This window comes from Burkholderia sp. AU31624 (assembly GCF_020420065.1).
Taxonomy (GTDB): Bacteria; Pseudomonadota; Gammaproteobacteria; order Burkholderiales; family Burkholderiaceae; genus Burkholderia.
Genome location: NZ_JAIZRT010000001.1, coordinates 173,883 through 187,996 on the forward strand (window position 1 = coordinate 173,883; position 14,114 = coordinate 187,996).

Here is a 14,114-nt window from a genome sequence, read left to right on the forward strand (position 1 = left end):
CGGTCAGCCCTTCGCGTTCGGTCGGCCGTGCTACAACCCATACCCCCCAGACACATTCAACTGCTGCCCGGTGATGTAATTGGCCCGGTCCGACGCCAGGAACACCGCCGCCCGCCCGACGTCATGCGCCTTCCCCCAGCGCTTGAGCGCGAGCATCTTCTGCGTCTCGTCAATCCACGCCTGGTCGAATTGCCCCTGTTCGAGCAGCACCGGAAACATCCCGGCCTCGATCACGCCGACCAGGATCGAATTCGCGCGAATGTCGTAACGCCCTTCCTCGCGCGCCAGCCCCTTGACCAGCGCCTCGTTCGCCGCCTTCGGCGCGACCGACAACCCGTCGCGATCCGGCCAGCGCAAGTGCCCGGCCGAGCCTAGCGTCACGAACGATCCGCCGCCCGACGCACGGAAGTGCGGCAACGCGGCCTTCGCCGCCACGAAGAAGCCGACTGTCTCGACGTCGATCGCGCGGCGCCAGTCGTCGTGCGTCATGTCGCCGATGTAACGCTGGTTCACGAACGGCCCCGCCGCCCAGACGACCGTATGCACGCGACCATGCGCGCCGATCGCGGCCGCGAGCGCGACCTCGACCTGGGCGGGATCGGTCACGTCCACGCAGTGCGTGGTGGCCGCAACGCCTTCGCCGCGAATCTCGCGCGCGACGCGCTCGGCCACGTCGGCCTTGCTCCGATAGCCCACCGCGACCGGCACGCCGGCACGCGCAAACTCGAGCGCGACACCCTGCCCGATCCCACCGCTGCCGCCGAACACCAGCACCGCGCCCTGCGGAAACCCGTTGTCGTTCATGCGTTCATCCCGTTCGTGTGTCGCGGCGCCGCTCAGGCCGCCGCCTCGGTCCCCGCCCGCAGGCGGTACTTCAGCACCTTGCCGGCCGCGCTCGTCGGCAATTGCTCGACGAACGTGAAATGCCGCGGCACCTTGTAGTTCGCCATGTTGCGGCGCGCCCAGTCGTTCAGTTCGTCGGCGTCGGCATGCGCGCCCGGCCGCAGCACGACATACGCATGCCCGACTTCGCCGAGCCGGGTATCGGGCACGCCGACCAGCGCGACCTGCGCGATCGCCGGATGCGCGGCGAGCAGCCGCTCGATCTCGGCCGGATAGCAGTTGAAGCCACCGACGATGAACATGTCCTTGATGCGATCGGTGATCTTCAGGTTACCGTTCGCATCGACGCAGCCGAGATCGCCCGTATGCAGCCAGCCGTCCGCATCGACGGTCTCGCGCGTCGCGTCCGGCTGGTTGAAGTAGCCGCGCATCACGTTGTAGCCACGCACCCAGATTTCGCCGGTTTCGTCCGGCCCGAGCGGCTCACCGCCTTCGCCCGCGATGCGCAATTCGACCTCCGGCATCGGGCGCCCCGACGTATAGGCAACCGTCGCCGCATCGTCGCCCTGGCGGCACAGCGTCGCGAAGCCGCACGATTCGGTCAGCCCGTAGCCGGTCAGCACCGTCTCGAAGCCGAGCTCCGCGCGCATCCGCTCGATCAGGCTCGGCGCGATCGCCGCGGCGCCCGTCACCGCGATCCGCAGCGACGACAGGTCGCGCGTCGCACGATCGGGCGCATCGAGCAGCGCGTAGTACAGCGTCGGCGGGCCGGGCAGCACCGACACGCGGTCGTCGGCGACGCGCCGCAGCACGTCGGCCGGCTGGAACACGAGCTGCGGCAGCACGGTTGCGCCGCTCGACAGCGCGGCGAGCCAGCCGGCCTTGTAGCCGAACGTGTGAAAGAACGGATTGACGATCAGGTAGCGGTCGTCGGCGCGCACGCCGGCGATCGCCGCCCATGCCTGCGCGGCGCGCAGGTTCTGGCCGTGCGCGGTCATCACGCCCTTCGGGCGGCCCGTCGTGCCGGACGTAAACATCAGGTCCATCACGGTGTCGGGCGTGACCTGCGCCTCCCGTTCGCGCACCGCGGCCAGCGGCACCTCGGCGCCGCGTGCGAGGAACGCGTTCCATGTCTCGTCGCGCGCGCCTGAAGGCAGTTCGCCGTCGAACACGACGACGCGCTCGAGCGTCGCGGGCCGGTGCGGCGCGAGCATCGCCGGATACGATTCGCCGAGGAAGGTGCCGCAGCAGAACAGCAGCCGCGCGCCGCCGTCGTGCAGGATGCCGCCCACCTCCATCCCCTTCATCCGCGTATTGACCGGCACGAGGATCGCACCGACGGTGTGGATCGCCAACGCCGCGACGATCCATTCCGGCAGGTTCGGCGCCCACACCGCGACGCGGTCGCCTGTCTCGATACCGCTCGCGAGCAGCGCGCGGGCCGCGGCGACGCGCGCCGCGTCGAGTTCCGCGTAGGTCAGCCGGCCATGCTCCGACTCGATCGCCGGATGCGCGCCGTGGCGCGCGGCTGCCCGGGCGATCAGCGCGGGCGTGGTCAGGATTTCATTGTCCATCGTCATAGATCAGAGTGGCCGTGCGCGCCGCCGGCGCGCGACGGCTCAGTCGGGAAACACCACGCGCAGCGCGTCGCTCGCGGGCCGTGCGCAACAGGCGAGCGTCCAGCCGGCCGCGATCTCGTCGTCGTCGAGCACGTGGTTGCTGTCGAGCGCGACCTCGCCGCGCTCGATCCGGCACATGCACGCGCCGCATTGCCCCATCCGGCAGGAATTCGGCGCCGGCACGCCCGCGCGCAGCATCGCGTCGAGCAGCGTTTCGCCGGGGGCACTGTCGAACGCGAACGCGTCGCCGTCCAGCACCGTCTCGATCGCCGCGCCATCGCCGGATGCCGAGGCCGCCGCTGCGACATTTGACGCCGTCGTATCAGCCGACGCCGGCGCCGGCGCCTGCGCCGGCGCATCGGGCAGCGAGGCGAAACGCTCGACATGGACCCGCGAACGCGGCAACCCGAGGCCGAGCATCGCGGCCAGCGCGTTCTCCATGAACAGCGCGGGCCCGCAGATGAACGTCTCCTGCTGGCTGAACGGCCGCGCGAGTTCCTCGAGATGGCGCTGCTGCGGGATGCCCTGCACGCTGTCGAGCCAATGAATCACGCGCACGCGGCCCGGATGGCGCTGCGCGAGCTGCCGCAGCTCGGCGCGGAAAATCACCGAGCGCTCGTCGCGGTTCGCGTAGATCAGCGTCAGCATCCCGCGTCCGTGCACGAGCGCCGACTTCAGGATCGACAACACCGGCGTGATGCCGCTGCCGCCCGCGAACAGCAGCAGGTCGCCGTCGAGCGTGCGCGGCGTGAACACGCCGGCTGGCGGCAGCACGTCGAGCGTGTCGCCCGCTTTCACGCGGTCACACAGCCAGTTCGACGCGCGGCCGTCGCGCACGCGCTTGACGGTGATCTTCGGCGCGGCGTCGATGCCGGGCGCGCTCGACAGCGAATAACAGCGCGCGACGGTCGCGTCCGCGCACGGCACGTTCAGCGTCAGGAACTGACCGGGCCGGTACGCGAAGGCGTCGCGCAACGCGGCCGGCACGTCGAACACGAACGAGCACGCGTCGTCGCTTTCGGCAATCACGTCGGCCACGGTCAGCCGATGGAAGCGCGAATCGCTCATGGCCGGCTCCTCACGTCACGCGGCCGCACGCGCCACCGGCGCGCCGGGCGTCGTGTAGGCGCCGTCGAGATAGACGAGCGGGTCGACGTCGCCGCTCATCAGCACCTCGCGGATGCGCCCGATGAACACCGTATGCGTGCCGTACTCGAAGCGGCCATCCTGCTCGCACACGAGGCTCGCCTGCGCGTCGCGCAAATACGGCACGCCGAGCGCCGACGTGTGCCAGTCGCCGGTCGTGAAGCGCGCCTCTCCCTTCAGGCGGCCGCTGCAGTCGATCGCGATGCCTTCGTGGGCCGCCGACAACACGTTCACGCAGAACCCGGCGCCCGCGTCGAGCGGCGGATACAGCGACGCGTTGCGGTTGATGCAGATCAGCAGCGACGGCGGATCGGTCGACAGCGAATCGACCGCCGTCGCGGACATCGAGTAGCGCCGGCCGTCGTGCGCACTGCTGATGACCGTGACGGAGCGCGCGAGGCGGCGCATCGCGAGCAGCATGTCGGTGCGCAGCGGATGGGTGGTGAGATCGCTCATCATTGGACTCCGTCAAGTTCAGTCGTGGATGGCCGGGCTGATTGGCCGCCGGCGTCGGCCGCGCGAGCAGCCAGGTGGTCGGCGGCGAGATACCCGAAGGTCATCGCCGGACCGAGCGTCGAGCCCGCGCCGGGGTAGCTCGCGCCCATCATCGAGGCGCTGGTGTTGCCGATCGCGTAAAGGCCGTCGATCGGCTCGCCGTCGGCGCGCAGCACGCGGGCATGCACGTCGGTGACGAGCCCGCCTTTCGTGCCGATATCGCCCGCGTCGATCCGCACCGCGTAGAACGGCGCCTGGTCGACCGGCCCGAGGCACGGGTTCGGTTTGTTCCGCGGATCGCCGTAGTACGTGTCGAACAGGTTGTCGCCCTTGCCGAACGCTTCGTCGATCCCGGTTGCCGCGTAGCGGGCCATGTCGCGCAGCGTGTCGTGCAGGCCGGCCGCGTCGATGCCGATGCGCGCCGCGAGCGCGTCGATCGTGTCGGCCTTCACGATCACGTCGCGGAATGCGGCCGGAATCCGTGAATCGGGCATCATCGACGCCGGCATGATCGGACCGCACGGATACTTGCGGCGAAATCGCGCGTCGAACACCATCCAGGCCGGCACGTTCGCGCCGGTGCGCGCATGGTCGCGATACATCGCCGGCACGAATTCGGAATACGGCGCGGCTTCGTTGACGAAGCGCTTGCCGAGGCGGTTCACGATCACGCAGCCCGGCAGGTTGCGTTCGACGAACAGCGCGCGCTGCTTCTCCTCGCCCGCGACACCGACCGTCGGCGCGCCCCACACGTGCGTCATCAACGCCAGCGCGCCGCCGAGCCGATGGCCTTCGGCGATCGCGTCGCCGGTGTTGGCCGGCGGCGTCGCGCTCCACTGCGCCTGCGTCGGCCGCGGCAGGTAGCGCTCGCGCATCGGCTGGTTGCGCTCGAAACCGCCCGCGCCGAGGATCACGCCACGCCGCGCGACGATCGTCACCGGCTGCCCGAAGCGCTGCGCGCGCACGCCGGTCACGCGGCCATCCACGTCGAGCAGGTCGCGCATCGGCGTATCGAGCCACACGGGCACGTTGCGATCGAGCAGCGCACGGCGCAGCCCGCCGATCAGCGCGTTGCCGAGCGTCAGGCGTCGGTCGCGCCGCGTGCGGCGACGCATCCCGATATCGAGCCAGTAACGGCCGAACTGCGCGATCGCGAGCTTCATGAAGCCGGGCTCGCGCGAGAACAGCGTGTGCGCCTCCTTCGACGTCACGGCGACGCGCCCGCCGATCAGCGTGCCGGGCGACGCCGGCCGCAGCCGGTCGAGTTCGTCGCCGAGCAGCCCGCCGTCGAACGGCATCGGATCGAGCGCGCGGTAGCCCGGCATCGCGCCCGGTACCTTCTGGAAGTAGTCAGCGTACTTCGGCAGCGACTGGTAACGCACCGGCGTCTTCGTTTCCAGGTAGCGCAGCATCTCCGGCGCGCGGTCGAGATAGGTATCGATCTTCTCGGGCGTCGATTCACCGGCTACGCAGGCTTCGATATAGCCGCGCGCGGCCTCGCGCGAATCGGTCGCGCCCAGCTCGGCGATATGGTGGTTGCACGGCACCCAGATGCCGCCGCCCGACACGGCCGACGTGCCGCCGTACAGCGCCGTCTTCTCGATCACGACGACGGACAGGCCGCGGTCGGCCGCGCGGCACGCGGCGAGCAGCGCGCCCGCGCCCGAACCGACGACCACCACGTCGAACACGTATTGCTGTGCTTGCGGGTCGTTCATCGCTGCCTCGTCAGATGAAGAAGTCGGTGTTCTCGCGGCCGAGCATCACGGCGCCGAGGTTCTGGCCGAAGCGGTCCACGTTGTTCGCGTAGTGCGCGCGGGCCGCATGCAGGTCGAGGAAGCGGCGCACCAGCGGATTGCGGTGATAGATGCCGTTGCCGCCCGCGTAGCGCAGCAGCGCGTTCGCCGCATGCGCGCAGCGCTCGGCGACCTGCGCGGACTGGTAGCGGAAATGCACGCGGCGCTCGATCGACACGGCCGGGCCGCCGGTGACCGACGCCATCAGTTCCGCGAAATTGCGCTTGAGCAGCACCTGCATCTCGTCGATCGCGACGGCCGCGTTCGCACACGCGTTCTGCGCTCCCGGATCGTCGGTCGTCTTCGCGCCGCTGTTGGCCGACACGCGCGTGGCCGCATAGCCGGTGAAATCGTCGAGCGCGCCCTGCAGCGCGCCGATGCACGATGTGCACACCGCGCGCACGAAGATCTGCGCGAACGGCAGCTTGAACAGCGGCGCGTCGTTGACGGCGAGGCCCGGGCTCGTGCCCATCATCCCGTCGATGGCCTTGTGCGTGCGGTACGCGGGCACGAACACGTCGTCGACGACGATGTCGTGGCTGCCGGTCGCGCGCAGGCCGAGCACGTCCCAGTCCTGCTGGATCCGGTAGTCGGCTTTCGGCAGCAGGAAGGTGCGGTATTCGGGCGGCTGGCCGGCAACGGCCGGCGGCACCAGCGCACCGAGAAACACCCACTCGCACAGTTCGCTGCCGCTCGAGAACTTCCAGTGGCCCGACAGGCGGAAGCCGCCGTCGACCGGCGTCACGCGGCCCACCGGCATGTAGGTCGACGCGATCAGCGTCGCCGGATCGTTGCCCCACACGTCCTGCTGCGCGCGTTCGTCGAACAGCGCGAGCTGCCAGTTGTGCACGCCGACGACGCCGTACACCCACGCGGTCGACATGCAGCCGCGCGCGAGCGCCATCTGGATGTCGAAGAACGCCTGCGGATCGAGCTCGTAGCCGCCGTAGCGCTTCGGCTGCAGCACCTTGAAGAAGCCGGCGGCCTGCATGTCGGCGATCGTCTCGGCCGGGATGCGGCCCTGCGCGTCCGCCTGCGCGGCGCGGCCGGCCAGCGTCGGCGCCAGTGCCTCGGCCCGGGCGATCAGCGTGGCGGCCAGTGCGTTCGAATCGTTGTCGCGATGCACGAATGTCTCCTGTGAAGCGGGTGATGCGCCGCGGCGCGTGCCCCGCTCTCGTTCAAAGTTGTCCGGCGCGGCCTGGCCGCGGGCGATGCTCGCCACCACCGATGGTCGGCTTCGCGCGAGCGCGCCGCATCGTCCGACCGGACGACGGGCGCGGCCCGGTGCATCACGCGCAGGCGCGCTCCTTCTCGCGGTTGAAGAACGGAATCACGTGCTCGCCGATGTTGCGGATCGTCTCCATCTGCGCGTCGTGCGGCACCGTGCCCATCTGGCACAGGAACAGCACTTCGTCGACGCCGGCTTCCTGCAGGCGGCCGACATAGCCGATGCAGTCGTCCACCGTGCCGTACGCATGGTTCGGGTTCATCATCGCGAGCGCCGGGTCGGCGAAGTTCACGACGACTTCCTCCGACGCGAAGCGCGAGCGGATCACCATCTCGCCGGTATCGGCCTGCACGAGGTCGTCGCCCCACTTCGCCGGGTCCGGACGCTCGCCGCCCGTGTACCAGTACGCGAGCGATTCCATGAAGTAGCGCTGGCCGCGGATGCCGATCTTGCGGGCGGCCTGGCCGTCGGCCATCACGACCGTCGGGCACAGCGCCGCGAGGTGCTGGGTCGGGCGGAAGCCGACCTGGTCCTCCAGCTTGCGGTTCGCCCACGCTTCGCGATACACGGCGTTCTTCTTCGCGACTTCGTCGGGGCCGCCGAAGCCGAGCACCAGCGCGCCCATCCCGCGCTGGCCGGCGCGCAGCAGCGCGTCGGTGTTGGTACACGCGAGGTACATCGGCGGATGCGGATCCTGGAACGGCTTCGGGTGGATCGGACGCTTCGGAATCTTGATGTACTTGCCGTCGTGCTCGATCTCGTCCTGCACGAACATCTTCGGCACGAGGTACATCGATTCGTCGATCATCGGCTGCAGTTCGTTGAGGTCATAGCCGAACGCGCCGGCTTCCTGCTGGCTGCCGCCCTTGCCGACGCCGAAGTGCACGCGGCCGCCGGACAGGATGTCGAGCAGCGCGACGCGCTCCGCGACCTTGATCGGGTGGTTCATCGCCGGCGGCAGGCACACGACGCCGTGGCCGAGGCCGATGCGCGTCGTGCGGCCGGCCAGGTACGCAAGGAAGGTTTCCGGTGCGCTCATGTGCGCATAGTTGGTCAGCGACGTGTGTTCGACGCACCAGATCGTGTCGAAGCCGACCTGCTCGGCGAGCAGCGCCTGTTCGACCGTCTCCTTGAATACCCGGTGGTCGCCCTCGCGCGATGCGTCGGTGGTCTGGGCTTCGTAGATGAGGGAAAACTTCATTGCGTGCGTCTCCATGGTTGTTGGACGAGTCGGGTCGTGCAGCCCGCCCGCACGATACGGACGAAGCGCGACGGTCCACGAATGGGAGTGTCGGCGCGCGCACGGGCGCGGGCATCGTCTGTTCGGAGTACCGGCGCGCCCGCGAGGACAGAGGGGTTTCACCGTCATCCGATCGGACTGCGTGAGCGCGCGGACGGCGCGCTAGCATCGAACGGCGGGCGCGTGGCGCGCGCCGACCAACGACAAGGGAGAGAGGGAATGAAGGTATCGATGCTGCTGTATCCGGTCGACGACATCGACACGGCGCTGCCGCTGTTCGTCGACGGACTGGGCCTGACCGTGAAGTTTCGCGACGGCGACCGTTATTGCGCGCTCGACGGCGGCCCGCTGACGATCGCGCTGGTCGCGGGCGACGAGCAGATCGTCGAGCGCGCGGCGCTTACGCTGCGCGTCGACGAGGGCGACGACCTGTATGCGGCGATGGCGCGGGTCGTGAAGGCCGGCGCGTCGGTGCGCGTGCCCGTGCAGGCCGGGCCGCACGAATACCGCGCGGTGCTGGAGGACAAGAACGGCGCACTGCTCGTGATTTCGCAGAAACGGGCCGCTTGACCGCACGCCGCACGGGCGCCGGAAACGGGCGCCTCGTGCGCGGCGAGTTGGCTAAGCGTGCGCGCCCGGCGTGCTCAGGTCGCTCGCTTCGAGCAATTCGAGCAGCGTGCGCGCCGGTTGGCTGAGCCGCTTCGCGGCCAGCGCGATGAATTCGATGTCGGGCAGCACCGGCAGCGCATCGCCGTTCACCAGCGGCGCGAGCCCGCGCGTCGACAGATAGTGCGACGTCGCGGTCAGCCCGAGCCCGGCGCGGGCGGCCGCGATGCAGCCCGGCTGGCTGCTGCTCGAACACACGACCTCCCAGCCGATCCCCTTCTCCGCGAGCGCGTTCAGGACGATCGCGCGCGTCACGCTCGGCTCGGCGACCAGCACGAGCGGCAGCGGCCGCTCCGGATCGACGACGGTGCCGGGCCGCGCGACCCATTCGAGCCGCGTGCGCAAGAGCGGCGTGCCGCGCCGTTCGCCGAGCCGCCGCTTGCCGATCATCAGGTCGAGCGCGCCCGCGTCCAGCCCTTCGCAGAGCCGGCTCGTCATGCCGGTGGTGATCTCCAGTGCGACGTCCGGGTGCGCGGCGCGAAACCCGGCGAGCACGTCCGGCAACGCGACGAGCGCGAGGTCGTCCGGCGCGCCGAGCCGCACCAGCCCCTGCAGCCTCGGCTTGCGGAACTGCGACTCCGCGCGGTTCAGCGCCTGCAGGATCACGTTTGCATGCACGAGCAGCGCCTCGCCGTCGGCCGTCATCGCGATCGAATGCGTGTCGCGCACGAACAGCCGCCGGCCGACGCTCTCCTCGAGACGACGGATGTGTTCGCTGACGCTCGACTGGTTGAGCCCGAGCTGCCGGCCGGCTTCGGTGAAGCTGCGGCAGTTCGTGACGGTCGCGAACGTGTTGAGCCAGACGGGATTGAGCATGGCGCATTGTCATCGGCATTACCGATGACAGTCAACGTCTTAAGGCCACTTCCCGATGACCATCGGAATCGGTACCATCGTGCGCTTGGAGACCGCAGGCGCCACGCAACCGCGTGAAGGCGCCCTCCGCGCCGGCCTTTGCACCACCGATTTCGCCATGTCCCGGGAACCCACACATTCCGCGCTGCTCTGGATCGTCGCCGCTGCATTCTTCATGCAGTCGCTCGACACGACAATCGTCAACACCGCCCTGCCTTCGATCGCGCAAAGCCTGCATGCGTCGCCGCTCGCGATGCAGCCCGTCGTGGTCGTCTATACGCTGACGATGGCGATGCTCACGCCGGCGTCCGGCTGGCTCGCCGACCGGTTCGGCACGCGCCGCGTGTTCTCGCTCGCGATTCTCGTGTTCGTGCTCGCCTCGATCGGCTGCGCGGCATCGCATACGCTCGGCCAGCTCGTCGCCGCGCGTGCGCTGCAGGGCATCGGCGGGTCGATGCTGCTGCCGATCGGCCGGCTCGCCGTGCTGCGCCGCGTGCCGGGCGAACAGTACGTCGCGGCGATCGCGTTCGTGTCGATCGCCGGCCAGCTCGGGCCGATCGTCGGGCCGACGCTCGGCGGCTGGCTCACGCAGGCGATTTCCTGGCACTGGGTGTTCATCGTCAACGTGCCGGTCGGCGTGGTCGGCTTCGTCGCCGTGCAGCGCTACCTGCCGCACGACCAGGCGCACCAGCCGCCGCCGTTCGACTTCGTCGGCTGTGCGCTGCTGTCGGTCGCGATGATCGCGCTGTCGCTCGCGATCGACCCGCCGATGCCCGCGCATCGCGCCGCATGGGCGGCCGGGCTCGCCGTGGTCGGGCTGGCGAGCGCGCTTGCGTACCTGCCGCACGCACGGCGCCGCGCGCAGCCGCTGTTCCGGCTCGGGTTGTTCCGTGAGCCCAACTTCGGCTCGGGCCTGCTCGGCAATTTGCTGTGCCGGATCGGCACGAGTTCCGTGCCGTTCATGCTGCCGCTGCTGATGCAGGTGCAGCTCGGCTATACGCCGCTGCAGTCGGGGCTGATGATGCTGCCGGCCGCGATCGCGGGCGTCATCGCGAAACGCTGGATCGCGCCGCTCGTGAAGCGGTTCGGCTACGCGGCGTTCCTGGTCGTGAATACGGGGATCGTCGGATGTGCGATCGCGGGGTTCGCGCTGGTGTCGGCGCGGCCCGCGCCGCTGCTGGAAGGCGCGCTGCTGATCGTGTTCGGCACGGCGAACTCGATGCAGTTCGCGGCGATGAACGGCGTGACGTTGAAGGGGCTGTCGCATGCCAACGCCGGCAGCGGCAACAGCCTGTTCACGATGATGCAGATGCTGGCGATGGGGCTCGGCGTGTCGATCGGCGGCGGCCTCGTCAACCTGTTTGCCGCCTATTGGGGCTCGATGGCGCACGGGTTCATGCTGTCGTTCGCGTGCATGGGCGTGGTGACGCTGTTGTCGTCCGTCGTGTTCCGGCGGATCGATACGGCCGCGCCGCCGGCCAGCGCGGCCGCACGCCCGTCCGCGTGAGCGCGGCCGTCAGTTCGCCTGGCGGCGCTCGACGACGCGCTTGAGCACCCAGCGGATCGACGAACCGTCGGCCGGCGGCTGCGCAACGCGGTACTCGTCGATTTCGAGCGTGTACAGGTAGCCGGGCTGGTACGCGAAGCCTTCGATACCGGCGTACCACAGGCTCCACGGCTCGTTGGGGCTGTTGCGCACCTGCAGGCACTCCATCGGCGCGACGCCCGTGCAGCGCGCGGATTGCGGCGCGACATACACGGTCTTGGTCACCGGCTTGCTGTCGGCCGGGCGCACCGCGCTCGGCTGCGTGGCGACGGCGTCGGTCTGGCATCCGGCGAGGAGCGTGCTGCCGGCAATGACGGCCGCGCCGAGCAGCGTTCTGGATGGGCGAATCATCGGGTATTCCTCTGGAAGCGTTGAAGGGCCGATTAGAGGCCCCCACGACAAGAAAGTTCACAAATAGCTTACAGGAATCATGCCCCCTTCATGCTCGGCGAGCCGCGCGACATCGCGGAACCGGTGACGTGGCTGTGCTCGCCCGCCGCGCGTTTCGTCACCGGTCAGGCGCTCGCTGGCGACGGCGAATTCACCGTGTGCTGATCGTGTACCATCGACGCTTCCCGATATGCCTGATCGCGCAGCGTTCGTCCGCCTTTTCACATGCGTGCGATCTGCACAGCGCACCTCGCCTCGCATGACCTCACCCGTTCCGTCCGACACCGCGCTGCGCCCGCTGCCGATCGATGCACTCACCGTGCCGGCCGCGCTCGACGGACGCACCGGCACCAACCGCTCGAGCAGCGCGCATCCGCAGATTGCCGCGACCAACGACCTCGACGCGGTGCGCGCGTGGCTCGCCCGCTTCGTCGATACGCCGACCACGTTCCAGAACTACCGCAAGGAAGCCGAACGCCTGCTGCTGTGGGCCGTGATCGCGTGCGGCAAGCCGCTGTCGTCGCTCACGCACGAGGATCTCGTCGTCTACCGGCAGTTCCTGCTCGCACCTGCGCCCGCCGAGCTGTGGTGTGCGAACGGCGGACGCAAGCATCCGCGCGACGATCCGCGCTGGCGGCCGTTCTACGGGCCGCTGTCGGCGGCCAGCCAGCGGCAGGCATTGGTGATCCTGAACGTGATGTTCTCGTGGCTCGTGCAGGCCGGCTATCTCGCCGGCAATCCGCTCGCGTTGTCGCGCCAACGGCAGCGCCGGCCCGCGCCGCGCGTCACGCGCCATCTCGGGCAGCCGCTGTGGCAGTCGGTCAAGGACGCGATCGCCGCGATGCCGCGCGACGACGCGCGGGCACGCTTCCATGCCGATCGCGCGCGCTGGCTGTTCACGCTGCTGTATCTCGGCGGGCTGCGCATCACCGAAGCGGCCGACACGACGATGGGCCAGTTCTTCTGCCGGCGCGACGCGGACGGGCGCGACCGCTGGTGGCTCGACGTGACGGGCAAAGGCGGCCGGCAGCGGCTCGTGCCGGCCACCGACGAGATGATGGCCGAGCTGTCGCGCTACCGGCGCGCGCATGGCCTGCCCGCGTTGTCGTCCGACGGCGAGGCCACGCCGCTCGTGCTGCCGGTCGGCCGCGCGCGCAAGCCGCTCACGCGCGCGGCGCTGCACCGGATCGTGAAGCAGGTGTTCCGGCACGCGGCCGACCGGCTGCGTGCGAACGGCGAAGCCGGCGCGCAGCAGGCGCGCGTGCTCGAACAGGCGTCCGCGCACTGGCTGCGCCACAGCGCGGGCTCGCATATGGCCGACGGCCAAGTCGACCTGCGGCTCGTGCGCGACAACCTCGGTCATGTATCGCTGACGACGACGAGCCAGTACCTGCACGCGGACGACGACTGGCGCCATCGCGAGACGGAGGAGAAGCACCGGATCGGGTGGTAGGCGCGCACCGATCTGACGGGTCGCGGCTCGTGCAACGCGTCCGCACTCAGTGGGCGAGTTCGAGCCCACCCAGGCCGCCGTTGCCGCGGCATTTCGCGCGATCGCTTTCGGCCGGCACGTCGATCTGCCCGCACAGCACGTCGATGCGCTTGCGGTAACTGTCGATCAGGCACTGCGTCGTCGTGCAGCGGTTGCGCGCCTTCAGCCACGCCTTCTGGCCGGCGATGAACCGGTGATATTCGGGCGGATCCTCGACCGGGTAGTTCGCGAAGTCATCCACGACGTGCTGGTAATCCGCGTTGAGCGCATCGTCGAGACGCGACAACGTCGGATTCGTGCAGATTTCGCGCTCCACGAACGTGGACGCCTTCGCGCAGTTGAACGACGCGGCGTGTGCGCCGGTCATGCCGGCCGCGACGGCCAGCGCAACGAGCCATGCTTTCATGTGGGTGCCGTAGCGAAGAAAACGGCGGCCGAGGATCGGCTCGCCGTGACGGGCGAACGGGCATGCCCGTCGCCGGAACCCGGCAGCTTAGGCCAACGCGCGTCCCATTTCAATACGCTGCTCGACATCCCGGCACCCTCGCCGCACGCCACGTCACGCCTCGCGTGATCAGTACACGCCCACCCAGTGCCCGGGCACCCACGCCCAATGATTGCCGGCCCACCGGTAATGCCCCTTCGCCCAGCGATAGCCCGGCGCAGGCATCGGCGGCGGCACCTCGACGACGGGCGCCGGCTGCGGCGGCCGCACGGGTTCGACCACGCAGGCGGACATCAGCGCCGCACTGGCCGCCACCAGCATGGCGAGCGAAACGGATCGGATCTTCAACATCG

At 69.7% G+C, this 14,114-nt stretch carries 15 protein-coding genes; 4 read left to right on the plus strand and 11 right to left on the minus strand.

Annotated features, from left to right (window positions below; translation table 11 throughout):
- Positions 1-30 precede the first annotated feature (30 nt).
- The 7 genes from LGM89_RS00945 to LGM89_RS00975 all read right to left on the minus strand — a co-directional run bounded on the left by LGM89_RS00945 (position 31) and on the right by LGM89_RS00975 (position 8,328).
- Positions 31-804, minus strand: coding sequence for an SDR family NAD(P)-dependent oxidoreductase (locus tag LGM89_RS00945; protein WP_226272018.1), 774 nt, complete (start codon positions 802-804; stop codon positions 31-33).
- A 32-nt stretch (positions 805-836) separates the two neighbouring features.
- Entirely contained in the window at positions 837-2,423 is a 1,587-nt protein-coding gene (locus tag LGM89_RS00950; RefSeq protein WP_089496823.1) for a FadD3 family acyl-CoA ligase, read from the minus strand.
- Positions 2,424-2,462: 39 nt separating this feature from the next.
- Entirely contained in the window at positions 2,463-3,530 is a 1,068-nt protein-coding gene (locus LGM89_RS00955; RefSeq protein WP_226272019.1) for a ferredoxin--NADP reductase, read from the minus strand.
- 15 nt (positions 3,531-3,545) lie between these two features.
- Entirely contained in the window at positions 3,546-4,064 is a 519-nt protein-coding gene (locus LGM89_RS00960) for a flavin reductase family protein (protein ID WP_011355019.1), read from the minus strand.
- Entirely contained in the window at positions 4,064-5,821 is a 1,758-nt protein-coding gene (locus LGM89_RS00965) for an FAD-dependent oxidoreductase (protein ID WP_226272020.1), read from the minus strand. Before LGM89_RS00965 ends, LGM89_RS00960 begins: the two co-directional genes overlap by 1 nt.
- Before the next feature lie 10 nt (positions 5,822-5,831).
- The gene (locus LGM89_RS00970; protein WP_226272021.1) at positions 5,832-7,025 is read right to left on the minus strand and encodes an acyl-CoA dehydrogenase family protein; all 1,194 of its coding nucleotides are present in this window, start codon (positions 7,023-7,025) and stop codon (positions 5,832-5,834) included.
- Positions 7,026-7,188: 163 nt separating this feature from the next.
- On the minus strand, positions 7,189-8,328 hold the full coding sequence (locus LGM89_RS00975) for an LLM class flavin-dependent oxidoreductase (RefSeq protein WP_226272022.1): 1,140 nt from the start codon (positions 8,326-8,328) through the stop codon (positions 7,189-7,191).
- 258 nt (positions 8,329-8,586) lie between these two features.
- Between LGM89_RS00975 and LGM89_RS00980 the strand changes: the two genes are divergently transcribed.
- Positions 8,587-8,937 (plus strand): VOC family protein, encoded by a 351-nt coding sequence (locus LGM89_RS00980; RefSeq protein ID WP_089496817.1) that lies wholly within the window; start codon positions 8,587-8,589, stop codon positions 8,935-8,937.
- Between the two features lie 51 nt (positions 8,938-8,988).
- Here LGM89_RS00980 and LGM89_RS00985 read toward each other — a convergent pair whose 3' ends face one another.
- Positions 8,989-9,849 carry a LysR family transcriptional regulator gene (locus LGM89_RS00985; RefSeq protein WP_089496816.1) on the minus strand — a complete coding sequence of 287 codons (861 nt, stop codon included), beginning with the start codon at positions 9,847-9,849 and terminating at the stop codon, positions 8,989-8,991.
- A gap of 157 nt (positions 9,850-10,006) precedes the next feature.
- On the opposite strand from LGM89_RS00985, the gene LGM89_RS00990 reads away from it, so the two are divergent.
- The gene (locus LGM89_RS00990) at positions 10,007-11,395 is read left to right on the plus strand and encodes a DHA2 family efflux MFS transporter permease subunit (protein ID WP_226272023.1); all 1,389 of its coding nucleotides are present in this window, start codon (positions 10,007-10,009) and stop codon (positions 11,393-11,395) included.
- A gap of 9 nt (positions 11,396-11,404) precedes the next feature.
- Here the strand turns inward: LGM89_RS00990 and LGM89_RS00995 are convergent, their stop codons facing one another.
- Positions 11,405-11,785, minus strand: a complete 381-nt coding sequence (locus LGM89_RS00995) for a DUF4377 domain-containing protein (protein ID WP_226272024.1) — start codon at positions 11,783-11,785, stop codon at positions 11,405-11,407.
- A gap of 90 nt (positions 11,786-11,875) precedes the next feature.
- Between LGM89_RS00995 and LGM89_RS01000 the strand changes: the two genes are divergently transcribed.
- Complete coding sequence (locus tag LGM89_RS01000; protein WP_226272025.1) at positions 11,876-11,989, plus strand: SDR family oxidoreductase; 114 nt, start codon at positions 11,876-11,878, stop codon at positions 11,987-11,989.
- A gap of 94 nt (positions 11,990-12,083) precedes the next feature.
- Positions 12,084-13,277 carry a tyrosine-type recombinase/integrase gene (locus LGM89_RS01005; RefSeq protein WP_226272026.1) on the plus strand — a complete coding sequence of 398 codons (1,194 nt, stop codon included), beginning with the start codon at positions 12,084-12,086 and terminating at the stop codon, positions 13,275-13,277.
- 46 nt (positions 13,278-13,323) lie between these two features.
- Here LGM89_RS01005 and LGM89_RS01010 read toward each other — a convergent pair whose 3' ends face one another.
- Complete coding sequence (locus LGM89_RS01010; protein ID WP_226272027.1) at positions 13,324-13,722, minus strand: lysozyme inhibitor LprI family protein; 399 nt, start codon at positions 13,720-13,722, stop codon at positions 13,324-13,326.
- Positions 13,723-13,890: 168 nt separating this feature from the next.
- Positions 13,891-14,109, minus strand: a complete 219-nt coding sequence (locus tag LGM89_RS01015; protein WP_089498116.1) for a YXWGXW repeat-containing protein — start codon at positions 14,107-14,109, stop codon at positions 13,891-13,893.
- Positions 14,110-14,114 lie beyond the last annotated feature (5 nt).